This is a genomic window from Janthinobacterium sp. 67, from assembly GCF_002797895.1.
GTDB lineage: Bacteria > Pseudomonadota > Gammaproteobacteria > Burkholderiales > Burkholderiaceae_D > Janthinobacterium.
In genome coordinates, this window is sequence record NZ_PGES01000001.1 from 1,954,520 (window position 1) to 1,978,114 (window position 23,595).

Here is a 23,595-nt window from a genome sequence, read left to right on the forward strand (position 1 = left end):
CCCTCTTTTTGTCGTTAAGTAACGCTGCGAAGTCTAAGAGTGCAGTGCAACAAAAACTTTGATCCACATCAAATAGTGCTAGATGGCATCAACAGAGGGATTTTTTCCTTTGCCCAGGTCAAGAAAATGCGGCAGCGCGTCAATTCGCTTCGGCAAACAGGCCGGCGACCCAGTCGGCAAACACGCGCACGCGCGGCGACAGTTGCCGGTGATGGGGATACAGCACGGAGACAGGCAAGGGATCGGGACGCATTTCGGCCAGCACTTCCACCAGTTCGCCCGCCGCCAGCGCCGACTCCAGGTGATAACGGGGCGCCTGGATCAGACCCATGCCCGCGCGGCAGCAGGCGTGATACGCGTCCGCATTGTTGACGGACAGCGTGCCCGGCAAGGCCACGCTGTGGCGCTGGCCATCCACCTTGAAATCGAAAGGCCAAACCTTGCCCGTCTGGGCGGAAAAAAAATTGACGGCGCGGTGGCCCGCCAGTTGCGCCAGATTCTCGGGCGTGCCGTGCCTGGCCAGGTAGGCGGGGCTGGCGCAGGTAAGCTGTTCGAGCAGCGCCACCCGGCGCGCCACCATCGACGAGTCGCCCAATTCCCCCGCGCGCAGCACGCAATCGACGCCTTCGCGCACCAGGTCGACGAGGCGGTCGCCCATGCCGATTTCCAGCTCGATCAGCGGGTAGCGGGCGCAGAACCGGTCCAGCACGGGCATGACGAAATGCATGGCCAGGGTCGCGTGCAAGTCGACGCGCAGCTTGCCGGCCGGCTGCCGCGCCGCCGAACTGAACACGGCTTCCGTTTCTTCCAGGTCCGCCAGCAGGCGCACGCAGCGCTGGTAATACGCCTCGCCATCGGGCGTGGGCGTCACTTGCCGCGTGGTCCTCTGCAGCAAGCGCACGCGCAGCCGCGCTTCGAGTTGCTTGATCGCATGCGTGACGGTCGCCTTCGGATAGCCGAGGTCATGCGCGGCCTGCGTGAAACTGCGCAACTCGACAATGCGCGTAAATATCCGCATCGCATCAAATCTATCCATGCCCTGCTCCATTGTTATTCATTACTGCACAGTACGGCGATTTTACCGTGCACTCTGCAAAAGTGGATATCAGAAGCAACAGCAAGACTGACGCACACCATACAAATGAGAATAGTAATGATTATCATTTGCGATATAATGAATGACCTCGCTAGACGACTACAAAAGGAATGGGAGACATGGATATATTGAGGGAACTGCGTGAATCGGGCTTGAAAGTGACCATCCCCCGCTTGCGGATTCTGCAGCTGTTTCAAGAAGGGGGCATCAAGCACCTGAGTGCGGACGATGTCTACAAGCTCTTGCTGGCCGAAAAGATCGACGTGGGCCTGGCCACCATCTACCGCGTGCTGATGCAGTTTGCCGAAGCGGGCATTTTGTTTCGCCGCCACTTCGAATCGGGCCACGCCGTCTTCGAACTGAACGAAGGCCAGCACCATGACCACCTCGTTTGCACCGGTTGCGGCAAGGTTGATGAATTCGTCGATGAAGGGATCGAGCTGCGCCAGAACGAAATCGCCGCCGAACGGGGCTTCGTGCTGCACGAGCACGCGCTGTCGCTGTACGGCACCTGCGCCGAGTGCACGGCCAAGAAAATCCCGCCGCGCCGGGTCTGAGGGTGCATCGGGTATCTGGGTGCCGCTGCCTTGCGGTAAGATTCGCCCAAGCTTGAAAAAGGATCGCCCATGTACATCGGAGAAATCGCCCGCCTGGCGGGCACCTCGCCCAAAGCCTTGCGCCACTATGAAGCGCTGGGCTTGCTGGGCGACGTGCGCCGCTCGGGCGCCTATCGCGTCTACACGCAGCAAGACCTGGCGCAAGTCAAACTGATACGCCAGGCGCAGGTGCTGGGCTTCCGCCTGGCCGAACTGCTGCCCGTCCTGGCCGGCGACGACACGGACTGGGCCGCCCTGTCGCAGCACATCGCCGCCAAGCGCGCGCAGGTGCGGCAGGATATCGCCCGCCTGCGCCAGCTCGACGCGCAACTGGCCGACATCGGCACGGAAATCGGCGACTGCCTGGCGCGCCAGCGTCTGCAAGAGGCCGCTTGACTCTGCCACTAGGGGCAGGCTTTAGCATGCAAGCTCTTCTTTAACGGACAGCCTGCATCATGACCAAGACGACACCCAAGCGCATTTTGATACTCCTCGGCCACCCGTCCAGCGACAGCTTTTGCGCCGCCCTGGCCGAGGCCTACGCCGCCACGGCCCGCAACGCAGGCCACACCGTGCGCGAACTGCGCCTGGGCCAGCTGGACTTCGACCAGAACCTGCACGAGGGCTACCGCCAGGTGCAGCCGCTGGAAGCGGACTTGCTGGCGGCGCAGGAAGCCATCAACTGGGCCGAACACCTGGTGTTCGCCTACCCGATCTGGTGGGGCGGCGCGCCGGCCCTGCTGAAAGGCTTCGTCGACCGCGTCTTCCTGCCGGGCTTTGCCTTCAAGTATCGCCCGGGCAAGGCCTTCCCGGCACAGCTGCTGAAGGGCCGCACGGCCCAGCTGCTGGTGGCGATGGATACGCCGCCCTGGTATTTCCGCTGGGTCTACCACATGCCCGGCATCCACCAGCTGCGCAAGACGACGCTGGAATTTTGCGGCGTCAAGCCCGTCAGGGTGGCCAGTTTCGGCCCCATGATCGATTCCACCGAAGCGCAGCGCGCGCGCTGGCTGGAACAGGCGCAGGCGCTGGCCCGGCGCCTGTAACTTGCTTGCCATGCAGCCATCTTGCATACGGTTTTGACAAGCTCGTAATCAAGCCGTCATATTCAAAGGCTACCATGATGATATTGCCTGTTTGTCAGTCGCCTTGCTCTCGCGACAACAAGGGTCCGATCGTCATCTAAAGGTAGCCGCTGTGGAGTTCAACGCTTCTCGATTGCATCTTCCCCGTTTTCGCACGTCCGTGGCAGCCGACCTGTGCATTCCCACGGAATCCGTGCAGGCCGACGCCAGCAATTTCGCCGTGCTGGAACTGTTCACGGAACGGCGCGATATGATGAGCCTGCCCGTCACGGAGCAGCACAAACCCATCGGCTTGATCAGCCGTAACATCTTCATGTCGCAGATGTCCAAGCCCTTCTATCACGAGGTGTATGGCAAGAAGAGCTGCATCGCCTTCATGGACAAGGAGCCGCTGATCGTCGATGGCGCCATGAGCATCGAAGACCTCACCTTCCGCGCCGTCGAAGCGGGCGAGAAGGCGCTGGCCGACGGTTTCATCATCACCGAGGATGGCGCGCTGGCTGGCGTGGGTTTCGGCTTGCAGCTGATGAACGTGGTGGCCACCATGCAGGCGGAAAAGAACCGGCAGATCATGCACAGCATCGATTACGCCAGCGTGATCCAGCGCGCCCGGCTGCGCACCTCCGATGCGGAACTGCGCGCCACCCTGCCCGACGCGCATCTGGAATGGCAGCCGCGCGACGTCGTCGGCGGCGACTTCTACTTTTTCGAACGCCATGCGGGCGGCTGGTTCGCCGCCATCGCCGACTGCACGGGCCACGGCGTGCCGGGCGCCTTCATGACCCTGATCGCCTCGTCGGCCCTGAGCCAGGCACTGCGCGAACTGGGGCCGCATGATCCGGCGGCCCTGATCGGCGCCGCCAGCCGCGCCATCAAGACCCTGCTGGGCCAGGATGCGGGCGGCGGCGAAGCCGCCGGCCACGCGGGCTCGAACGACGGCATGGATTGCGCCTTTTTGTGCTACGACACGGCCAGCGCCAGCCTGCGTTTCGCGGGGGCGAAACTGGCGCTGCACGTGGTGGCGCCGGGTGAAGAGGCCGTGCGCGCCATCGACGGCGCGCGCATGGGCGTGGGCTATGTCGACACGCCGGCCGGCTACTGCTGGCACAACGAGACGCTGGCCATACCCCCCGGCAGCCTGCTGTTCCTCACCACCGACGGCTTGCTCGACCAGATCGGCGGCGCGCGCGACATCGCCTACGGCAAGCGGCGCATGCGCGAGCAGCTGCTGGCGCGGCGCGACGCTCCCGCCGGCGCGGTGGCGGCGGCGCTGCTGCAGGACAGTGCCGCGTGGCAGGGAGCGCAGCCGCGCCGCGACGACCTGACCTTTTTCTGTTTCCGCCTGTAGTTTTGGCCCCATCGAGCCACCTTATCAACAAGACACCGGGTCACCGGCTAGCCAGGAGCACGGACGTGCTGTACGAAGAATTCAACGAGTTTTGGGATGTGGCGCGCAAGCGCAACATCATCTTTTTTTACGTGGGCTATTTCTCGCAGCACGTGGTGAACGCCATTTCCGAAACCATCAAGGCGCGCCTCGATACGGCCGGCGCGGCCGGGCCCACGCGGCGGCGCATCTTTTCCTCGTTCATCGAGATGTCGCAAAACATCATGCACTATTCCGCCGACAGCCTGACGCCCGACGCGCAGCTGGACCAGCAGATGCGGCGCGGCTCGTTTTGCATCGGCACGCGCGGCGACAGCTTTTTTCTGCTGTGCGCCAACCCCGTCTCGACGGACAACGTGGCGCAGATCCGCGCCCGCCTGGAGCCGCTGCACACCATGACGATGGAGGAAATCCGCCTGGCCTATAAAAAGGCCCTGCGCGAGGAAGCGCCGGCCGACAGCAAGGGCGCGGGCCTGGGTTTTCTCACCATGGCGCGCGACGCCAGCGAGCCGCTGGAATTCGAATTCGTCCAGGATCCCCAGGAACCGGGCCACACCATCTTCTGCATCAAAGCCATCATTTGAAAGAGCCGACTCAGGAAAGCATATGCAATTACCGTCACCACTGTTCATCGCCGCGACCCCGAGTTCGCCCGAAATCGACTTCCGTTTCGAGCAGCACACCCTGTCGATCAAGGGCGAGTCGTATCCGGAAAACGCGGCCGCCTTCTATGGCCCGCTGATCGCCTCCGTGCGCGCCTACCTGGAAGGCTGCCGCGAAGCGGCCATCACCGTCAACGTCTCGCTGGCCTACTTCAACAGCTCGAGCACGAAGATGCTGTTTACCCTGTTCGACACCCTGAACCAGGCAGCCATCGATGGCAACCATGTGCGCCTGAACTGGTACCACGACGAGGACGACGACACCATCCTGGAATTCGGCGAGGAACTGCAGCAGGATTTCACGGCGCTGGACTTCCACGACCATCCCGTGCAAGGCAGCTAGGGCATGCGCGCCGCCCTCTCCGAGTCCGGCCTGGAGCCCGACCTGTTCACCGTGGAAGCGGCGGCGCTGGCCGCCGCCCGCCGCATGCACGCCGACGCCAACGCCTCGGGCGCGGAACAGCGGCGCGTGCTCGGTGAGCTGATCATCCACTACGAACGGCTGATGCGCGAGACGCGGCGCCTGATCGGCCGCAGCGACCGCGCCGAGCGCGACATGCATCTGCTGAACCGCCAATTGCAAACCCTGGCCGGCCAGCTCGAATACCGCGCCACGCACGATCCGCTGACGGGCGCCCTGAACCGTGGCGCCGTGATCGACCACGCGTCGCGCTGCCTGGCGCAGGGCGACATGGCGCTGATCGTGCTCGATATCGACCTGTTCAAGCAGGTCAACGACGACTTCGGCCACCCGGCCGGCGACGGCGTGATCCAGGCCGTGGTTGACTGTCTGAAAGGGTTGCTGGGACAGGAGACGGCCATCGGCCGGGTCGGCGGCGAAGAGTTTTCCGTCGTCTGGCCCACCTCCTCGCGCGACGACGCGGCGCAAGTGGCGCAGCGCATCTGCGACACCGTCGGGCGCCAGCGCCATGCGGCGCCCATCACGCGCGCCATCACCGTCAGCGTGGGCCTGAGCTGGAACCGCGCCGGCACCCCTTTCGAGACGGCCTACAGCCACGCGGACCAGGCCCTGTACCAGGCCAAGCGCGAAGGACGCAACTGCGTGCGCCAGTGGCTGGAAAGCTGAATCAGCGCACTGAATCAGCGCAGCTGTTCGCGCGCCATGCTGCCGTCGCGGCGCATGGCCGCCGCCGCCCGCTGCATGGCCGCCACCTGCGCCTCGGGCAGTTGCTTGTTGCAGGCCAGGTAGGTCTGCACGCGGTTGAAAGTCAGCAGCGGCACCACCTTGCCCGCCCATTCCTTGCCCACAAATGGCTTGCTGCCCACGGCCATGCCCACGGCCCACAGGTCGATGCGCCCCAGCAGCAGCTTTTGCGGATTGAGCCACTCCTGCGTCACGGGCGCCACGGTCATGCCGCGCTGGCGCAGGTAGTCGTCGCGCGCGTCGCCGAGCACCGTGCCGATCACCAGGCCGCGTGCATCGGCCAGCGTGTGTAGTGTGAGGTGTCGCTCGGCCAGGCCGTAGAGTATCCATTCCGCTTCGTTGAGGGGGCCGATCCAGCGAAATTGCGCTTCGCGCTCCTGCGTGCGGCTGGTGGAATAGATGCAGGTGTCGGGCTCGCGCAGCGCCTGCGCATACGCGCGCTTCCACGGCAGCAGCTCGATGCTGTAGGAAACACCGGCGCGCGCCATGATGTCGCGCACCTTGAGCGTTTCGCGTCCCACGACGACATTGCCTTCCATCATGCTCGAGGGCGGCAAATGCTCGCCGACGATGCGCACGTCGGCCGCCGCGGCCAGCGCCGGCATCAGCAGCGCCACTGCCAGCAGCCGCGCCATGCTTGCTTGTTTCATGCTTGCTTTCTTCTGCCACAGGATTCCAGCCGATGTTACCACCGGCCCGCAGTTATGCCGGAATAGAAACTGGAATCGCCCCGTCATTCGTATCAAAAGCACGGGATTCTCATCGAGTGTGTTGCGGATTGGTGTCGAAACGACCTGTCGCCAGGAACAAGCCGCTACCTGACCTGCCTCCTCCCGGCTTCAGTCGGCGGTGGTCCCGTGGACATGTTTTGCCACCAGCTCCGCCAGCATGCGCGCGGGAGCGCTCAGGCTTGCCTGGGAGCGGCGTACCAGGCCGATATCGCGATGGAAGGTGTGCGGCCCCAGGTCGACAACGCGTACTGCCGCCGGCCATCGCCGGTGGGCGGCAGTCTGCGGCAGCAAGGCGACGCCGACGCGATTGGCCACCAGCTTGACGATCGCATCGAGTTCGTCGACTTCGCACACTTCGCGCAAGGGCAAATGCATTTTCCGCAGGAAGCGGTCGACCTGGCGCCCGCCGAACGAGGCGCGGTCATAGCGGACGAAAGGCTGCTGCGACAGCAACTCCACCCAGTCGTCGCCGGGCACGTCCCGTGGCACGATCAAACGGAACGGTTCGCGCGCCAGCGTGGTCCAGCGCAAATCGCTCTGCAGTGCGAAAGGCGGGCGAATGATGAGCGCCATGTCGATTTCACCGGCATCGACCATGTTCAGCAGCTCCATGGACAAGCCGGGCAAAACGCGCGTGCGGCAATCGGGCAAGCGCTGGTGCAGGGTGGCCAGGGCATCCGGCAGGAAGGAGCGCTGTACCGAGGCGATGGCGCCTATGGTCACTTTGGCGGCGGGCGCGCCGGCGCTGGCGGAGCCCAGGTTGTCGTACAGGCGCAGCAACTCCTGGGATTGCTCCAGTATCTGCTGTCCCATCTTGTTGAGCCGGGCCGAGCGCCCCGCGCGGTCGAACAGCGACAAGCCCAGTTCAGCCTGCAGGCGCTGCATCTGCGCGCTGACCGCCGCTTGCGTCAGGCCGATCTTGTCGCCGGCTGCCGCAAACGTGCCCTCGCGCGCGACCGAGACCAGGGTTTTGAGTTCTCGTATCATTCATCAATCCTGTTTGTGTTTATGGAAAAAATATATTGATTATTTTTTCCATTGCGAGATTCTACAATACTTGAGCCGCGGCATGGACTTCCTCGCACATTGCTGAACGGCGGCATCCATCACACACCAACAGGAGACTTCCACATGAACCTTTCCCCCTTTCACCTCGCCATTCCCGTCTACGACTTGCCGGCCGCACGCCGCTTTTACGGCGACATTTTTGGTCTTGAAGAGGGCCGATCAAGCGTGCAATGGGTGGACTACAACTTCTTCGGCCATCAACTGGTCATCCATGAACACCCGAAGACGGCCTCCCAGGAACACGTGCATTCGAATCCCGTCGACGGGCATGATGTGCCGGTGCCGCACTTCGGCGTCGTGCTCGGCTGGAACGAATGGGAGGCATTGGCCGCGCGCCTGAAAACCTTCGGCACGAAGTTCGCCATCGAGCCTTACATCCGCTTCAAGGGCCAGGTGGGCGAGCAGGCCACCATGTTCCTGTTTGATCCGTGCGGCAACGCCCTGGAATTCAAGGCCTTCCAGAACATCGATCAGCTGTTCGCCAAGTGATACCGGCGGCACGGGTCTCGGCCCGTGTCCAATTGCCATACAATAAAATGGGGACAGGCATGAAACGGATTTCTTTGGTTGCACAAATCGCCATGGGCTTGGGTCTTGGCGTACTGGTCGGGTGGTATTTCAACACGCATCCCCTGCACCAGGAATGGGCAAGCACGCAAGTGCTCAAGCCCCTGGGCGATATTTTCATCAGGATGATGAAGATGGTCGTGGTGCCGCTGGTATTTTGCTGCATGGTGCTGGGCATCGCCGGCGGCGACAACAAATCGTTCGGCCGCATGGGGCTCAAATCGATCGCCTATTTTTTCGCCATCACGAGCGTGGCCATCGTCGTCGGCTTGTTGCTGGCCAATTTATTCCAGCCCGGCACGGGGACCGATATTTCGGGCATGGTCCATGGCGCCACCGCCGTCAGGATGGAGCCGCCCAAAGGCGCGCTGCTCATCGTGCAGAACATTGTCCCGGAAAATATTTTCGTGGCCCTGTCGGAAGGGAAATTGCTGTCGATACTATTCTTTGCCGTGCTGTTCGGCCTGTCCCTCAATTCCCTGCCCCAGGCAAGGAGCGCGCCGGTCCTGGCAGTCCTGCAAGGCATGCTCGATACCATGTTCAAGGTGGTGCGCATCGTGATGGCCTATGCGCCGATAGGCGTGTTCGGCATGATAGGCGCGACCGTCTGCAGTTTCGGCTTCGCTTCGCTGCTGCCGCTGTTAAAGCTGATCGGCGTGGTGTACCTGGCGCTGCTGCTGTTTGCGCTGCTGGTGCTCGGCGGCATCTGCTACCTGATCGGCGAAAACATCTTCAGGCTGATACGCTATTTCAAGGATGAATTGCTGCTGGCCTTTTCAAGCGCGGCATCGGCTGCCGTCATGCCGCAGTTGATGGAAAAGCTGGAAGCCTATGGCGTACCGCGCCGCATCGTCAGCTTCGTCGTCCCTGTCGGCTACGCCTTCAACCTGGATGGAGCAGCCATTTTCCTCGGCGTGGCGACCATCTTCATCGCGCAGTTGTACGGCGTCGACCTCACGGTGGCGCAACAGGCCATGCTGGTGATCACCATGGTGCTGACGTCGAAAGGCGCGGCCGGCGTGCCGGGCTTTGCCATCATCATCCTTTCCGCCACGCTTGCCTCGGCCGGACTGCCGCTGGAAGGCGTGGCCCTGATCGCCGGCATTTTCCGGATCATCGACAGCGGCACGACGACCCTCAACGTGCTCGGCAACGCCGTCGCGCCGCTGGTCATCGCGCGCTGGGAAAAAGAGGCTTTGCTTCAGCCGCCGCACTTGCCGGTACAGGCTCGCACCTGCCCTGCCAAATAGAACAAGCGAAGCGGACGCCAGCGCCGCCTGCGCGACCGCCCGGGATGGCGCTGGATACTGGATATGCGACGAATGGGAAGAAAATAACTGGCGGAAAACAGTAGGAGTCGAACCTACGGGAGAACGTCTGACGCCCTCCACCGGGTTTGAAGCCCGGCCACATCACCGGATGAGTGTGCTTTCCGCGGTGCCTGAGCTAGCTGTTGGGCAAGGCCGCGGTGCCGGACCACAGCGCTTGCGGGCGTAATAGATGCCCATTGCCAACACGGCGAGTATAACCGACGCGGTCGAAGAATTCCAGAACCTGGATCGCCCGCTTGCGGCCCAGGCCGCTGGCGTCGCGGAAGGTGGCCGCGCCGACGGCGCCGGAACCGGGCGCCAGGCCGTCGTCCGTCTCCGCTTTTTCGGTCAGGGTGCGCACCAGTTGCGCCAGCTCGGCCAGCGCCGCCTGATGATAGAACAGGTCGTGCACCACCTGGCTGATCTGGCCTGCCTTGGCAAGTTTGCGCAAGAGCCTGCGCGTCTCGTCCTCGGCCAGGCCGAATTCGCGCGCCAGGTCGCGCGTCCACGGCGGATCGGCTCGCCCCTGCTCCAGCGCGGCCAGCAAGGGGTCGGCCACCGCCTGTTCCTGCGGCGTGAGTTCCACGCTGTGCGTCGGCAAGTGCAGGCTAGCGCCGCGCGCGAGGATCTCGCCTTGCGCCAGCAAGCCTGCGACCAGATGGCTCCACAAGGCGTCTTCCATCTCCGCGTCGACGATGCGTTTGAGCCGCCACAATTCCGGCCCCGCCTCGTCGGGGGCGCGCGCGTGGAAGACTTCCAGTGCGGCCAGCACGCGCTGTTCCAGCGCTGCCTGCGCGGGCGGCGCCAGCAGCAAGGCGTCGTCGCCGCGCAGGGCGATGCGCCGCGTGTCGGGCGGCAGCGCGATGGCCGCCGCCGGCAGCAGGGACAGGCGCACGAGCAGCGACTCGCGCAGCCCCAGCGGGCTTTGCGCCAGCAGGGCGGCATAGTCGCCGTGCGCGACAAACGCGGCCAGCGCGGCCAGCCACGCCAGCCTGGCCGGGCTGCGGCGCTTGCGCGCGGGACCGAACGGGTCGAGCACCATGCCGCCGCCCACCGTCTGCGTCGCTTGCGCATTGCGCACGACGAAGCGGTCGCCCGGCACGCCGTGCATGGGGGCGTCGAACACCAGCTGTACTCTGCCCGTCTGCCCCGGCGAGAGCGTCTCGCCATCGAGCATGACGGCGCGCGCCAGCTGGTGCGCCGCGCCCAGGTGCACGTGCAGCGGCGACCAGGCTTTCAGCTGCACGCCGGCGTCGGGCAGCAAGGTCAGTTCCACGTCGAGGCGCTCGGAACACTGCGCCAGTTCGGGCGCGACGAGCCAGTTGCCCCGCTCGATGCGCTCGCGGTCGATGCCGGCCAGGTTCAGCGCCAGGCGCTGGCCCGCCATGCCCGTTTCGGCCGCGCGGTTCTGCGCATGAATGCTGCGCACGCGCGCCGGCGCGCCGCCGGGCGCCAGTTGCAGCATGTCGCCCACCTGGGCGCGTCCCGCCAGCGCCGTGCCGGTGACGATGGTGCCCTGCCCCGACAAGGTAAACACGCGGTCCACGCCGAGGCGGAACAAGCGCCGCTCGTCGCGTGGCGGCAGGCTGCGCGCCACTTGCGCCAGGTGCGCCAGCAAGGCGGCCACGCCGGGATCGTTGTCACGATGGGCGGCCGTGAGGAAGACGAGACTGCCCGCCAGCGGCGTACCGGCCAGCAGCGCCTCGATCTCAAGCCCCACCTGCGCCACGCGCACGCCGTCGGCGCGGTCGATCTTGGTCAGCGCCACGGCGCCGCGCGTCACACCGAGCAGCTGCAAGATGGCCAGGTGCTCGTGCGTCTGCGGCATGATGCCGTCGTCGGCCGCCACCACGAGCAGGGCGAAGTCGATGCCCGTCACGCCGGACGCCATGGTGCGGATGAATTTTTCGTGGCCCGGCACGTCGATCACGCCCAGCACCGTGCCGTCCGCCAGCGGCAGATAGGCGTAACCGAGTTCGATCGAAATGCCGCGCGCCTGCTCCTCCTTCAGGCGGTCCGTGTGCACGCCCGTCAATGCGCGCGTCAGGGTCGTCTTGCCATGGTCGATATGGCCTGCCGTGCCGACGATCATGCGGACAACTCGGCAAGCTGCGCGACGAAGGGCGCCTCGTGCGCCGCTTCCAGGCAGCGCAAATCGAGCCACAAGGTGTCTTGCCCGATGCGCCCGATCACGGGGCATGGCAAGGCGCGCAAGCGCTGTTCCAGCACGCCCAGGGGATTGCTCAGGCGCGAGCCGGCGGTGCTGCGGATGGCCAGGCCAAAGCTGGGCAGCTGGTCGACGGGCAAGGCGCCGCTGCCGATCTGGCTTTTCATGGATTCGGCCGTCACCACGTACTGTTTGCCCAGCGCGCCTTGCAGCAGCGGCAGCAGGGTTTGCGCCTGCGCGCGCATGGCGCAAGCGGGACGCGTCAGCAAACGCAGGGTGGTCAGGCGTTCGGCCAGCAAGTCCGGCGCGCGGTACAGCTGCAGCACGGGAGCCAGTGCGGCCAGGGTCAGCTTGCCGACCCGCAGTGCGCGTTTCAATGGATTGCGCTTGATCTTCGCGATCAGGTCGGCCCGCCCCACGATGACGCCGCATTGCGGGCCGCCCAGCAGTTTGTCGCCGCTGAACGTCACCAGGTCGGCGCCCGCCTCGATGGTTTCGCGCACCGTCGTTTCATGCGGCAAGCCATACTGCGCCAGATCAACCAGGGTGCCGCTGCCCAGGTCCACGGCCGTCGGCACGCCGTGCCTGGATGCCAGCGGCACCAGTTCGTCGAGCTCCACGCTTTTCGTAAAACCCGTGATCGCGTAATTGCTGCAATGGACCTTCATCAAGAGGGCCGTGTTCTCGTTCACGCCATGCGCGTAATCGGCCAGGTGCGTGCGGTTGGTGCTGCCCACTTCACGCAGCACGGCGCCCGCGCGCGTCATGACGTCGGGGATGCGGAAGGCGCCGCCGATTTCCACCAGTTCGCCGCGCGAGACGACGACCTCTTTATTTTGCGCCAGGGTATTGAGCATCAGCAGCACGGCGGCCGCGTTGTTGTTGACGATGGTGGCCGCTTCGGCGCCCGTCAGTTCGCGCAGCAGTTCCTCGACCAGGTCGTCGCGGTCGCCGCGCTTGCCCGTTTCCAGGTCGAATTCCAGGTTCATCGGCCACTGCAGCGCTTCCACCACGGCTTGCACGGCCGTATCGGGCAGCAGCGCGCGGCCCAGGTTCGTGTGCAGCACGGTGCCCGTCAGGTTGAAGACGGCGCGCAGCTGCGTGCGCGCTTGCGCTTGCAGCCGTTCGTCCATTTGCGCGACGATGACGGCGATCGATGCGCCCTCTTCGCACACTGCGCCGGCCAGCATGGCCGTGCGCAGTTCGGCCAGCACGGCGCGCGCGCAGGCCAGGGTCTGCACGCGGCCGTAATGCGCAATCAGGTCCAGGCAAGCCGCGTCGCCCAGGATGCGGTCGACCGACGGCAGGCGCACGGTTTGCCCCGTCGTCATGACGGCTGGCCTTCGCTGCTTTTACCCAGCCACAGCAGCGGATTGCCGCTGGCGCGCTGGTAGCCCGCTTCGCCCACCAGCAGGTCGAGCATCAGGCTGGCCAGGTCGTCGGCCAGGGGCTCGACGTTGTAATCGTGCTCCTGGTTGAAGACTTTGCGATACGTATGGCAGTCGTCGCAGGTTTCCGCGCGCGCCACCTTCTTCGGATCGTTGGCCTTGTTGGGCAGCTTGTCGTCCTTCGCCGTCACGGGGTCGAACGGTTTTGCGTCGGCCGCGTCCAGGCCCTGGTAAGCGATCTTGCCATTCTGTTCGCAGGTCGAGCACTTCACGCGCACCATATGCCATTCGCTTTCGCAAATGCCGCAGTGCAGGTAGCGGTATCCCTGCGACTGGCCGCCGATGCGGATCACGCTGGCAACGGGGTGCGAACCGCAGACGGGGCACAGGGTGCCCGTTTCCAGGTCCGGCACGCGCGCGGCGCGCAGTTCGCTGGCCGACACCGACCACAGAATTTGCAGGGCGGCCGCGACGAATGGCGCATGCATGGGATTGAGGTTGTCGCCGTTTTCATCGAGCACGGCATCGGCGCAGGCGTCCAGCGCGTCCACGTCGAGCGCGCGCAGCTGGGCCAGCACCTGGGTCAGGCCGCCGGACAAGGCCGGCTGGCTTGCGGCCGTGGCGGCCAGTTCATCGAGCAGGCTGGCGAAAATGTCGCGCCAGACGGGTGGACGGGCGCCGCTGACGGGCAGCACCGGCATGCGGTGCTGGATGGCGCGGCGCAGCGCGTCAGGGTCGGCGGCAGGCACGGCGCCGGGCGCCAGTTTTCCCACCACGGCCGCTTGCGCGTCGGCCAGCGCGGCCATCAGCACCAGGTAGCCCTGCATGCCCGCATCGACGGGGATGCCCTTGATGTTACCCTGCGCCAGTTCGCGCAAGCGCAAGGCGCGCGCCGTAAACAGGCTGCCAGGCTGCGGCAGCAGCAGGCGCGGAATCGCGTTGTGGTCCAGGCCTTCGATTTCGCCTGGCTGAAGTATGCGTTGTACCAATGGAGTTTTCCCATCAAAAAAGGCAAGGCAAAGCCAGCGGAGTTGGCTGTGCTGTAAAGTATTTTAATCGATAAAAAGAAAGGGGCCAGTCCTGGGGGACTGGCCCTGGCATACGAAAACGCCGGCGGCGGAGCATGTCGGCTTACGCGAAGCTAAGCCGACCTACCCTGCTGCCTACTTTCTCGTATTACGCACCACCGATTCAAACCACTTCGGATGGTGCTTGCGCGCCCAGCCGTAGGTGACGGTGCCGCGCACCATGGCGCCGATCGAGCCCTTGACCCACAGGGCCGCGTAGATGTGCACGATGATGGCGCAGATGATGGCGAACGCGCACACGGCGTGCAGCAAGGCGGCAAAGCGCACCACGTCGATCGGGAAATAGAACGCGAAATACGCGCGCCAGATCACGACGCCCGACAGCAGCAAGCCGATCATGCTGGCCAGCAGCACGAAAAACAGGATCTTCTGGCCGGCATTGTATTTGCCGATCTTCGGAAGCTTTTCTTCGCGGTTGTGGAGCACGTCGTCCATCTGTTTGAGCCACTGCTTGTCGCCGTCCTCGAACTTGTTATGGTGCCAGAAGCGCACCACGAGGATCGCGAACGAGACGAACATCACCAGGCCGGCGAACGGATGCAAAATGCGCGTCCATTGCCCGCCGCCGAACAGGTTCGCCAGCCACGCCATCGACGGATGGAACATGGCCAGCCCGGACAGCGCCAGCATGACGAAGGTGATGGCCGTGACCCAGTGATTCGTGCGCTCGTTGGGGTTGTAGCGTTCGATCAAGGGATTGCCATCCTTGTCGCGCAGCTTGCCATCGTGATGCTCACTAGGATTCATGCTGTTCCTCCTTGATGCGCTTGGCCTCTTCCAGCGCTTCGTGCTCTTCGTCCTTGCTTACTTCGTTCGGACCGACACGCGTGTAATGGAACAGGCCTGCCAGGGCCGTGGCGGCCATGCCGGCCACTGCCAGCGGCTTGGACCAGCCCTTCCAGAAGCCCACCATCGGGCTGATGCGCGGGCGTTCCGGCAAGTTCGAATACAGCTTCGGCTTGTCGGCATGGTGCAGCACGTACATCACGTGCGTGCCGCCCACGCCCAGCGGATCGTACAGGCCCGCATTCTCGAAACCGCGCGACTTCAGGTCGACGATGCGCTCTTCCGCATGGACCTTCATGTCTTCCTTGGTGCCAAAGACGATGGCGCCCGTCGGGCAGGTTTTCACGCAGGCCGGTTCCTGGCCCACGGCCACGCGGTCCGAGCAGAGCGTGCACTTGTAGGCGCGGTCGTCCTTTTTCGAAATGCGGGGCACGTCGAAAGGACAGCCGGCCACGCAGTAGCCGCAGCCGATGCAGTTTTCCTGGTGGAAGTCGACGATGCCGTTCGTGTATTGCACGATGGCGCCCGGCGCCGGACAGGCCTTCAGGCAGCCCGGGTCCTCGCAGTGCATGCAGCCATCCTTGCGGATCAGCCACTCGAGGTTGCCGTCGTTGCTTTCGTGTTCGGCAAAACGCATCACCGTCCACGATTGCGGCGTCAGGTCCGTCGGATTGTCGTAGGTGCCATGGTTTTCGCCGACTTCGTCACGCAAGTCGTTCCATTCCATGCACGCCGTCTGGCAAGCCTTGCAGCCGATGCATTTCGACACATCGATCAGCTTGGCCACCGTGCCCGTCACCGGGCTACGCGCTTGCGGCGGCGTCACCGTGGTGGCGGACAGGCGCCGGATATCCAAAGATTGCAGTGCCATTATCGATCTCCCATCATGCTTTTTCCACCTTCACGAGGAAGGACTTGAATTCCGGTGTCTGCGAATTCGCATCCCCCACGCCCGGTGTCAGGGAATTAATCAGATACCCCGGCTTGGCCACGCCCGTAAAGCCCCAGTGCAGCGGCAGGCCCACGGTATGCACCTGCTTGCCTTCGATCTTCAAGGCCTTGATGCGCTTGGTGACGACGGCCTTGGCGATGATGTGGCCGCGCTTGGACGTGACGCGTACCTTGCCGCCGGCAACGACGCCGATGCTGGCCGCCAGTTCCTCGCCGATTTCCACGAACTGTTCCGGCTGGATGATGGCATTCAGACGTGCATGCTTGGTCCAGTAATGGAAATGCTCGGTCAAACGGTAGCTGGTCGCCACATGCGGGTATTCCTCATGCGTGCCGAACAGCTTGCGGTCCTCGGCAAACACGCGCGCGGCCGGATTGCTGGTCGCGGTCGGGTTTTTCGGATGCATGGGGTTGTAGCCGAGCGGATTTTCAAACGGCTCGTAATGCTCGGGGAACGGTCCTTCAGCCATGGCGCCGCGCGCAAAGAAGCGCGCCACGCCCTCGCCCAGCATGATGAACGGACCCATGCCGTTTTCCGGCGGTTCGTCGGCCTTGAAGTCGGGAATGTCGGCCCCGCTCCAGTTCGTGCCATTCCACTCGATGAGCTTGCGGGTCGGATCGAACGCCTTGCCCTTCAAGTCGCACGAGGCGCGGTTGTACAGCACGCGGCGGTTCGCCGGCCATGCCCAGGCCCAGCCCAACGTCTGGCCAATGCCGGTCGGGTCGCTATTGTCGCGCCGTCCCATCTGGTTGCCCGCCTGCGTCCAGCTGCCGGCGAAGATCCAGCAACCGCTCGTGGTCGTGCCATCGTCGCGCAATTGCGCAAACGAGGCCAGCTGCTCGCCCTTTTTCACCAGCAGCTTGGTCGGATCTTTCGGATCGTACAAGTCGGCCAGCGCCTTGCCGTTGAATTCGCGGGCGATTTCTTCGGGCTGCGGGTTATGCGGCTGCGCATAATTCCACGTCAGGTTGAGAATCGGATCGGGGAACTTGCCGCCCTCTTTCTTGTACATGGCACGCATGCGCAGGAACAGGCCCGACATGATCTCCAGGTCGCTGCGCGCCTGGCCCGGCGGTTCGGCCGCCTGCCAGTGCCACTGCAAGACGCGCGAGGAACTGACGAGCGAGCCGCGTTCTTCGGCGAAGCAGCTGGTCGGCAGGCGGAACACTTCCGTCATGATCTTGGTGGGATCGACTTCGTGGAACTCGCCATGCGGACGCCAGAATTCGCCCGTTTCCACGGCCAGCGGGTCCATGATGACGAGGAACTTCAGCTTCGACAGCGCTTCCGTGACCTTCTGCTTGTTCGGCGCGGACGCCAGCACATTGAAGCCCTGGCAGATATAGCCCGTCATCTTGCCTTGATGCATGTTCTCGATGGCTTGCATCAAGTCATACGGCTTGTCGAGTTTCGGCAGGTAGTCGTAGGCGTAGTTGTTGTCCGCCGTGGCAAAGTCGCCCCACCACGTCTTCATGAAGCTGACGTGGAATTTGCGGTAATTGCTCCAGTAGCTGAGCTGGTTCGGCCGCAGCGGCTTGGTGGCGCGCGCGGCGATATAGCCATCGAAGTCCTGCTCGCCCTCGTTCGGCAAGGTCATGTAACCTGGCAACAAGTTCGACATCAGGCCCAGGTCGGTCAAGCCCTGGATGTTCGAGTGGCCGCGCAAGGCGTTCATGCCGCCGCCGGCGATGCCCATATTGCCCAGCAACAGCTGCACCATGGCGCCCGTGCGGATGGTTTGCGCACCGGTCGAGTGGTGCGTCCAGCCCAGCGCGTACAGGATGGTACCGGCGCGTCCCGGCACGGCGGTCGAAGCCAGGGCTTCCGCCACCTTGTGGAACTTGTCGGCCGACACGCCGCACGTACGTTCGACCATCTCGGTCGTGTAGCGCGAGTAGTGCTTCTTCATCATCTGGTAGACGCAGCGCGGGTGCTCCAGGGTCGGATCGACCTTGGCATAGCCGTCTTCGCCGATCTCGTAATCCCAGGTGGCCTTGTCGGTGTACTTGCCTTTTTCCTTGTCGAAACCCGAGAACAGGCCGTCCTCGAACGCATAGTCCTCGCGCACGATGAAGGGCATGTCCGTGTAGTTGCGCACGTACTCATGCTGGATCTTGTCGTTCGTCAGCAGATAATTGATGATCGCGCCGAGGAAGACGATGTCCGTGCCGGTACGCGTGGCGCAGTAGTAATCTGCCACGGATGCGGTACGGGTAAAACGCGGATCGACAACGATCAGCTTGGCCTTGTTATGCGCCTTCGCTTCCGTTACCCATTTGAATCCGCAAGGATGTGCTTCTGCTGCATTGCCGCCCATGACCAGGATCACGTCGGCATTCTTGATATCGACCCAATGATTCGTCATCGCGCCACGGCCAAACGTCGGGGCAAGACCTGCCACCGTCGGTCCGTGTCATACACGCGCCTGATTATCAAAGGTCAGCATCCCCATGCTGCGCACTGTCTTGTGGGTCAGATACCCCACCTCGTTGCTGCCGGCGGACGCGGCAAGCATGCCGGTGGAGAGCCAGCGGTTGACGGTCTTGCCGTCGGCATTCTTTTCGATCAGGTTGGCGTCACGGTCATCCTTCATCAGGCGCGCGATCTTGTCGAGCGCCGCATCCCAGGAGATCGGTTGCCATTCCGTGCCGCCCGGTGCGCGGTATTCGGGCACTTTCAGGCGGTTCGGGCTGTGGATGAAGTCGACCAGGCTGGCGCCTTTCGGGCACAGGGTGCCGCGGTTCACCGGGTGATCGGCGTCGCCTTCCACGTGGATGATGCTGGAGACGGCATTTTTCGCGCCATCGCCCAGTCCATACAGCAGAACGCCGCAGCCAACGGAACAGTAAGGACAGGTATTGCGGGTCTCGGTCGTGCGAGCCAGCTTGTATTGCCTGACCTCAGCCAACGCCTGCCCCGGTGCGAAACCGAGCAAGGCGAGGCTGGAGCCAGCAATCGTGGCGCCAGTTACCCGAAGGAACTGGCGCCTGGATATCTGAACCATATCAGACCTCTATGATGTGAGTAAATAAAAAGTCATACGGCGTCGTGGTCGTGTCATATCACCAAGATATAAGCACCATGCCTGTGCCGTATGACATCATTTTACCCCTCAAACCAAATGAAGGCTCAGTCCGCTGGAGAAAATTGCCTTTAGTCAATATTAATTTGACGATAGCGAATGTTCCCTCTAATCAACGCCAGCCTGCCCGGCGAACTTGCACATCGCTAGCCACCATGAAAAAACCCGCTCGCAAGCGGGTTTTTTTGGGGGGGGGTGAAAATTACAGGCTGTAGCGCAAGGTCAGCGCCACGTTGCGCGGCGCGCCCGGCAAGCTCAGGTTCGGACTGGAACCGTGGCCCGACACGATGTAGCGCGTGTCGCCGATATTGTTGACGTTCAGCTGCACTTCATAGCGGCCCGTGCGGTACGCGGCCATGGCGTCGGCCGTCACGTAGCCTGGCAGCACGACGGTGTTGCCCGGATTGGCGAAGCGGCTGCCGACGGCATTCGCGCCGCCGCCCACCGTGAAGCCGTGACCCAGGTCTTTCGTCAGCCACAGGTTGGCCGTATTGCGCGCCGTCAGGGTGGCGCGCTTGCCCTTGATGGCGACGGCGCTGGCCGTCGTCGTGCCCGGCACATTGACGCTGCGGTCGACGGCGATGGAATCCGTGATGGTGGCGTCCAGGTAAGCATAGCCGGCCATCATCTTCCAGCCATCGTGCAAGTCCGCATTGAAGGTCAGTTCCAGGCCATCCGTACGCTGCGTGCCGACGGGCACGATGCGGTTCGTGATCGGGTCGCTGGTCTTGATATTGTCGCGCTCCAGGCGGAACAGCGACACGGTGGCGTTGGCGCGGCCGCCCCACAGGTCGTACTTGGCGCCCACTTCCGTGTTGCGCGTGGTTTCCGGCGACAAGTCGGCATTATTCGCGGCCAGGGCGAAGTTTTCGCCGCTCGGCTGGAACGAGCGGCTCCACGACGCGTAGTACGATTGCACGGCGCTCGGTTGCCAGACGAGCCCGGCGCGCGGGCTGTAGGCCGAATCCGTGCGCGACAGGTCCGCCGTCGTCACGCCAAGCGCATTGGCCAGGCGCGACTGCTGTTTGTAGCGGTCGTAGCGCAGGCCGGCCAGCGCCTTCCACTCGTCGCTGAAGCTGATGGCGTCCTGCACGTAGGCGGCGGACGTATCGTAGGTACCGAAGGTATCGCTGCGCGCGCCCAGCTTGCTGCGGTTGACCTGCGGCAGGACGGGATGGAAGATCGATACGTTCGTTGCCACGACGGTCGAGGCCCAGCTCGACGCATCCTTGTTTTGCTTGCCGAACTCGGCGCCGTACAGCACTTCATGGCGCACCGTGCCCGTGACCAGCTTTTGCGTCAGTTCCGTCTGGTTGAACCAGCCGCTCTCGTCGCGGTTCAGCTTGGCGTGGCCCAGGCTCATCGTGCCCTTGACTTCATTGACGTTGCCGGAAATATTCGTGTTGTTGCGGTCGAGGTGATAGTCGTAATAACGGAAGGCATTGCGCAGCGACAAGCTATCGCTGAACTTGTGCGTCAGGGTGGCGGCCGTGGAGACGACGCGCGACTGGCTGAAGTCCGCGTCGCGGGCGTTCGCGGCGCCAAAATAGGTGCGCGCATCGACGGCGACGGGACGGCCGTGATAGGACGGGATGCCGAAGTCCGTCAGGCGGCGGTCTTCCAGGTAATCACCCTGCAGCAGCAATTTGGTGGCGCTGGACAGGCGGATGGCCACGGAAGGCGACAGCGCCGTGCGGTTGATGAATTGCTGGTCGCGGTAGCTGTCCGACAATTCGCGCGCGCCCGTGAAGCGCCAGTCCACCGTCTCGCCCACGCGGCCCACGTCGACTTCGCCGCGGCGCCCTTTCGTGTTCGTCAGGCTCAGCGCCAGGTCCGTGATATCGATACCTGGCTTCTTGGTGATGCGGTTGACCAGGCCGCCCGAGGAACCGCGGCCGTACAGCACGGCGGCCGGACCCTTGATCACTTCCAGGCGCTCGACGTTCGACAGGTCGCGGAAGTACAGCGCGTCATCGCGGAAGCCGTCGACGAACTGGTCGCCGATGGCCGTGAAGCCGCGGATGAATACCTGGTCGCGCTGGCCGTCGCCCGTGGACAGGCCCACGCCCGGGATGTTCTTCATGATGTCCTGAATCGACATGGCGTTCTGGTCGCGGATGACGGCGGCCGGCACCACGTTGATCGTCTGTGGCACGTCGCGCAAGGCCATTTCCGTCTTGGTGCCGCTGGCCGAGGTGGCGGCGACATAGCCATCCTTGTCCTTCGACGCCGTCACGGTGACGGCGGGCAAGCTTTCCTGCGCCCAGGCCGCCAATGGCGTGGCGCCCAAGGTCAAGGCGCCCAGTACGGCGATGGTGATCGGTTTGAATCCTGGTGTGCGACGTTGCTGCATACAATTCCCTGGTCGATGTTTTAATACGAATGATTATCATTAGTATTTTATCAGCCCTAAAGGGGAAAAGTAAGGATGAATGTAAGTGATAGTACTTATGGACTAGGGACTTGATGTAAAAAAGCAACATGAAATTAATATCAAAAAATAATTAAAATTGCTTTGAAAAACTATTTCTCTGCGTCAATGCTATACTTGCGGCTTGCTGGGCTACGGTCAGTCTGACCGGCAAGCCCCTTGCTTCACCTCCAACGCCACGCTCAGCGCGGCGCGCCGCACAGCCATCATGCGGCACCCGAAGACCCCGATCCCCTGCGCCTTGCGGCGCCTGTCCGCCCCTGCTGGCGGCGGCGATCATGACTATTAAACTGTTAGGAATTACATGAAAAACCTGAACATCGGCAGCCGACTTGGCGTCGGCTTTGCTGTCGTATTGCTGTTGCTTGCCGCCTTGACCGTCACCGCCCTCGTGCGCATGCAAACGGCCAGCGACCTGACTTACCGCCTCATCAATACCAGCATCAAGAACCAGCGCATGGTGGCCGAGTGGTCCAAGATCATTGAACTCAACAGCGTGCGCGGCGTCGCCTCGTTCGAGATCACCGATCCTGTCGTGCGCGCCAAGATCGAGGAAGACTTGAAGGTCGATGCGGAACGTTCCAGCAAGCTGCAGGACGACATCGTCGCCTCCCTGCTCAACCCGGCCGTGATCGAGCAATTCAAGGTCGTGCGCAAGGTGCGCGCCGACTATGTGACGACGCGCGCGCGCGCCTTCAAGATGAAGGCCGACGGCGACATGGCGGGCGCCAAAGTCGTGTTCGACAAGGAAGTCGCGCCGATCACCGTGGCTTACCTGGCCGAAGTCAAACGCTTCGCCACCATGCAGATCAAGGCGGCCGACGGCGTCGGCAACAGCATCATCGAAGCCTACAGCGGCACCCGCATCTTCCTGATCACCATGGGCGTGCTGGCCGTGCTGATGGGCATCGGCTTCGCGTGGTGGATCACGCGCTCGATCACCGGCCCCATCCGCGCTGCCGTGAAAGTGGCGGAAACCGTGGCAGCGGGCGACCTGACCAGCACCATCATTGCGCAAGGCCGCGATGAGACGGGCCAGCTGATGCATGCACTGAAAACCATGAACGACAGCCTCGTCGGCATCGTGGGCCAGGTGCGCAGCGGCACCGACACCATCGCCACGGCATCGGCCGAAATCGCCGCCGGCAACCAGGACTTGTCGTCCCGCACGGAGCAGCAAGCCAGTTCGCTGGAAGAAACGGCCTCGTCGATGGAAGAACTGACCTCGACAGTAAAACAGAACGCCGACAATGCGCGCCAGGCGAATAAACTGGCCGGCGACGCGGCCGGCATCGCCAGCCGCGGCGGCGCCGTGGTGGCCGAAGTGGTCGCCACCATGGGCGAGATCAATACTTCGTCGAAGAAGATCGTCGACATCATTTCCGTCATCGACGGCATCGCCTTCCAGACCAACATCCTGGCCCTGAACGCGGCCGTGGAAGCGGCGCGCGCCGGCGAACAGGGCCGTGGCTTCGCCGTCGTGGCCACCGAGGTGCGCAACCTGGCGCAGCGCTCGGCGGCGGCGGCAAAAGAGATCAAGGGCTTGATCGACGACTCCGTGCAAAAAGTCGACGTGGGCACGGACCTGGTCGACAAGGCCGGCAAGACGATGGAAGAAATCGTGCAAAGCATCGGCTTCGTCACCTCCATCATGAGCGAGATCAGCAACGCCAGCGAAGAGCAGAGCGCGGGCATCGAGCAAGTCAACCAGGCCATTTCCGAAATGGACCAGGTGACCCAGCAAAATGCGGCCCTGGTGGAAGAAGCGTCGGCAGCGGCCGAAGCGATGCAGGAACAGGCGAGCGAACTGGCGCAGGTAGTCAGCGTCTTCCGCCTGGAGGCCAATGCGGCGGCAACCGACCGTTTCAGCGTGAAAACGGCGCAGCGCAGCGCGCCGGCCACGCCGACAACTGCGGCCGCGCCAGCCCGCAAAGCCCCGGCCCCTGCCCTGCGCCTGCCCGCGACACGCGCCAGCAGCAAGGCGACGGCGCCTGCCGAAGGCGAGTGGGAAGAGTTTTAAATCTGATTCAGCAA

Annotated in this window: 20 protein-coding genes and 1 tRNA gene; 10 read left to right on the forward strand and 11 right to left on the reverse strand. The window is 63.6% G+C overall.

The window, feature by feature from the left end; translation table 11 throughout:
• Window positions 1–139: 139 nt before the first annotated feature.
• The gene (locus CLU90_RS08735) at window positions 140–1,036 is read right to left on the reverse strand and encodes a LysR family transcriptional regulator (protein WP_100429410.1); all 897 of its coding nucleotides are present in this window, start codon (window positions 1,034–1,036) and stop codon (window positions 140–142) included.
• A gap of 179 nt (window positions 1,037–1,215) precedes the next feature.
• Here CLU90_RS08735 and fur point away from each other — a divergent pair, with 179 nt between their 5' ends.
• The 7 genes from fur (at window position 1,216) to CLU90_RS08770 (ending at window position 5,913) form a co-directional block, all read left to right on the forward strand.
• Window positions 1,216–1,653: a ferric iron uptake transcriptional regulator gene (fur, locus tag CLU90_RS08740; RefSeq protein ID WP_092714282.1), complete on the forward strand. Its 438-nt coding sequence runs from the start codon at window positions 1,216–1,218 to the stop codon at window positions 1,651–1,653.
• A 69-nt stretch (window positions 1,654–1,722) separates the two neighbouring features.
• On the forward strand, window positions 1,723–2,088 hold the full coding sequence (locus CLU90_RS08745; protein ID WP_092714280.1) for a MerR family transcriptional regulator: 366 nt from the start codon (window positions 1,723–1,725) through the stop codon (window positions 2,086–2,088).
• A 59-nt stretch (window positions 2,089–2,147) separates the two neighbouring features.
• A complete protein-coding gene (locus tag CLU90_RS08750) occupies window positions 2,148–2,738 on the forward strand; it encodes an NAD(P)H-dependent oxidoreductase (RefSeq protein ID WP_092714277.1) in 591 nt (196 codons plus the stop codon).
• A gap of 232 nt (window positions 2,739–2,970) precedes the next feature.
• Window positions 2,971–4,125 carry a SpoIIE family protein phosphatase gene (locus CLU90_RS08755; RefSeq protein WP_232731372.1) on the forward strand — a complete coding sequence of 385 codons (1,155 nt, stop codon included), beginning with the start codon at window positions 2,971–2,973 and terminating at the stop codon, window positions 4,123–4,125.
• Window positions 4,126–4,190: 65 nt separating this feature from the next.
• Window positions 4,191–4,748 carry a SiaB family protein kinase gene (locus CLU90_RS08760; protein ID WP_034756676.1) on the forward strand — a complete coding sequence of 186 codons (558 nt, stop codon included), beginning with the start codon at window positions 4,191–4,193 and terminating at the stop codon, window positions 4,746–4,748.
• 22 nt (window positions 4,749–4,770) lie between these two features.
• On the forward strand, window positions 4,771–5,169 hold the full coding sequence (locus CLU90_RS08765; RefSeq protein ID WP_092714272.1) for a DUF1987 domain-containing protein: 399 nt from the start codon (window positions 4,771–4,773) through the stop codon (window positions 5,167–5,169).
• 3 nt (window positions 5,170–5,172) lie between these two features.
• Window positions 5,173–5,913 carry a GGDEF domain-containing protein gene (locus CLU90_RS08770; RefSeq protein WP_092714270.1) on the forward strand — a complete coding sequence of 247 codons (741 nt, stop codon included), beginning with the start codon at window positions 5,173–5,175 and terminating at the stop codon, window positions 5,911–5,913.
• 14 nt (window positions 5,914–5,927) lie between these two features.
• Here CLU90_RS08770 and CLU90_RS08775 read toward each other — a convergent pair whose 3' ends face one another.
• Both CLU90_RS08775 and CLU90_RS08780 read right to left on the reverse strand, forming a co-directional pair.
• Window positions 5,928–6,641: a substrate-binding periplasmic protein gene (locus CLU90_RS08775; RefSeq protein WP_232731138.1), complete on the reverse strand. Its 714-nt coding sequence runs from the start codon at window positions 6,639–6,641 to the stop codon at window positions 5,928–5,930.
• A 189-nt stretch (window positions 6,642–6,830) separates the two neighbouring features.
• Window positions 6,831–7,709: a LysR family transcriptional regulator gene (locus CLU90_RS08780; RefSeq protein WP_092714267.1), complete on the reverse strand. Its 879-nt coding sequence runs from the start codon at window positions 7,707–7,709 to the stop codon at window positions 6,831–6,833.
• A 144-nt stretch (window positions 7,710–7,853) separates the two neighbouring features.
• Here CLU90_RS08780 and CLU90_RS08785 point away from each other — a divergent pair, with 144 nt between their 5' ends.
• Both CLU90_RS08785 and CLU90_RS08790 read left to right on the forward strand, forming a co-directional pair.
• On the forward strand, window positions 7,854–8,279 hold the full coding sequence (locus tag CLU90_RS08785) for a VOC family protein (protein ID WP_092714265.1): 426 nt from the start codon (window positions 7,854–7,856) through the stop codon (window positions 8,277–8,279).
• Between the two features lie 59 nt (window positions 8,280–8,338).
• Window positions 8,339–9,607 (forward strand): cation:dicarboxylate symporter family transporter, encoded by a 1,269-nt coding sequence (locus tag CLU90_RS08790; protein WP_092714263.1) that lies wholly within the window; start codon window positions 8,339–8,341, stop codon window positions 9,605–9,607.
• Between the two features lie 88 nt (window positions 9,608–9,695).
• Here the strand turns inward: CLU90_RS08790 and CLU90_RS08795 are convergent.
• The 8 genes from CLU90_RS08795 to CLU90_RS08830 form a co-directional block, all read right to left on the reverse strand.
• A tRNA-Sec gene (locus tag CLU90_RS08795) sits at window positions 9,696–9,791 on the reverse strand.
• A 12-nt stretch (window positions 9,792–9,803) separates the two neighbouring features.
• The gene (gene selB, locus CLU90_RS08800; protein WP_092714261.1) at window positions 9,804–11,759 is read right to left on the reverse strand and encodes a selenocysteine-specific translation elongation factor; all 1,956 of its coding nucleotides are present in this window, start codon (window positions 11,757–11,759) and stop codon (window positions 9,804–9,806) included.
• Window positions 11,756–13,165 (reverse strand): L-seryl-tRNA(Sec) selenium transferase, encoded by a 1,410-nt coding sequence (gene selA, locus CLU90_RS08805; protein WP_092714259.1) that lies wholly within the window; start codon window positions 13,163–13,165, stop codon window positions 11,756–11,758. Before selA ends, selB begins: the two co-directional genes overlap by 4 nt.
• On the reverse strand, window positions 13,162–14,211 hold the full coding sequence (gene fdhE / locus CLU90_RS08810) for a formate dehydrogenase accessory protein FdhE (RefSeq protein WP_100427709.1): 1,050 nt from the start codon (window positions 14,209–14,211) through the stop codon (window positions 13,162–13,164). Before fdhE ends, selA begins: the two co-directional genes overlap by 4 nt.
• A gap of 174 nt (window positions 14,212–14,385) precedes the next feature.
• Entirely contained in the window at window positions 14,386–15,057 is a 672-nt protein-coding gene (locus CLU90_RS08815) for a formate dehydrogenase subunit gamma (RefSeq protein ID WP_100427710.1), read from the reverse strand.
• Complete coding sequence (fdxH, locus tag CLU90_RS08820) at window positions 15,047–15,967, reverse strand: formate dehydrogenase subunit beta (protein WP_092714253.1); 921 nt, start codon at window positions 15,965–15,967, stop codon at window positions 15,047–15,049. The genes CLU90_RS08815 and fdxH overlap by 11 nt, the downstream gene beginning before the upstream one ends.
• A gap of 13 nt (window positions 15,968–15,980) precedes the next feature.
• Entirely contained in the window at window positions 15,981–19,052 is a 3,072-nt protein-coding gene (fdnG, locus tag CLU90_RS08825) for a formate dehydrogenase-N subunit alpha (protein WP_100427711.1), read from the reverse strand.
• 280 nt (window positions 19,053–19,332) lie between these two features.
• Window positions 19,333–21,483 carry a TonB-dependent receptor gene (locus tag CLU90_RS08830; protein ID WP_092714247.1) on the reverse strand — a complete coding sequence of 717 codons (2,151 nt, stop codon included), beginning with the start codon at window positions 21,481–21,483 and terminating at the stop codon, window positions 19,333–19,335.
• 382 nt (window positions 21,484–21,865) lie between these two features.
• On the opposite strand from CLU90_RS08830, the gene CLU90_RS08835 reads away from it, so the two are divergent.
• Window positions 21,866–23,581 (forward strand): methyl-accepting chemotaxis protein, encoded by a 1,716-nt coding sequence (locus CLU90_RS08835; protein ID WP_100427712.1) that lies wholly within the window; start codon window positions 21,866–21,868, stop codon window positions 23,579–23,581.
• Window positions 23,582–23,595 lie beyond the last annotated feature (14 nt).

Coding starts and splice junctions, on each gene's coding strand:
- CLU90_RS08735 (WP_100429410.1), bottom strand. CDS start 1,036: ATGGATAGATTTGATGCGATGCGGATATTTACGCGCATTGTCGAGTTG.
- fur (WP_092714282.1), top strand. CDS start 1,216: ATGGATATATTGAGGGAACTGCGTGAATCGGGCTTGAAAGTGACCATC.
- CLU90_RS08745 (WP_092714280.1), top strand. CDS start 1,723: ATGTACATCGGAGAAATCGCCCGCCTGGCGGGCACCTCGCCCAAAGCC.
- CLU90_RS08750 (WP_092714277.1), top strand. CDS start 2,148: ATGACCAAGACGACACCCAAGCGCATTTTGATACTCCTCGGCCACCCG.
- CLU90_RS08765 (WP_092714272.1), top strand. CDS start 4,771: ATGCAATTACCGTCACCACTGTTCATCGCCGCGACCCCGAGTTCGCCC.
- CLU90_RS08770 (WP_092714270.1), top strand. CDS start 5,173: ATGCGCGCCGCCCTCTCCGAGTCCGGCCTGGAGCCCGACCTGTTCACC.
- CLU90_RS08775 (WP_232731138.1), bottom strand. CDS start 6,641: ATGAAACAAGCAAGCATGGCGCGGCTGCTGGCAGTGGCGCTGCTGATG.
- CLU90_RS08780 (WP_092714267.1), bottom strand. CDS start 7,709: ATGATACGAGAACTCAAAACCCTGGTCTCGGTCGCGCGCGAGGGCACG.
- CLU90_RS08785 (WP_092714265.1), top strand. CDS start 7,854: ATGAACCTTTCCCCCTTTCACCTCGCCATTCCCGTCTACGACTTGCCG.
- CLU90_RS08790 (WP_092714263.1), top strand. CDS start 8,339: ATGAAACGGATTTCTTTGGTTGCACAAATCGCCATGGGCTTGGGTCTT.
- selB (WP_092714261.1), bottom strand. CDS start 11,759: ATGATCGTCGGCACGGCAGGCCATATCGACCATGGCAAGACGACCCTG.
- selA (WP_092714259.1), bottom strand. CDS start 13,165: ATGACGACGGGGCAAACCGTGCGCCTGCCGTCGGTCGACCGCATCCTG.
- CLU90_RS08815 (WP_100427710.1), bottom strand. CDS start 15,057: ATGAATCCTAGTGAGCATCACGATGGCAAGCTGCGCGACAAGGATGGC.
- fdxH (WP_092714253.1), bottom strand. CDS start 15,967: ATGGCACTGCAATCTTTGGATATCCGGCGCCTGTCCGCCACCACGGTG.
- CLU90_RS08830 (WP_092714247.1), bottom strand. CDS start 21,483: ATGCAGCAACGTCGCACACCAGGATTCAAACCGATCACCATCGCCGTA.
- CLU90_RS08835 (WP_100427712.1), top strand. CDS start 21,866: ATGAAAAACCTGAACATCGGCAGCCGACTTGGCGTCGGCTTTGCTGTC.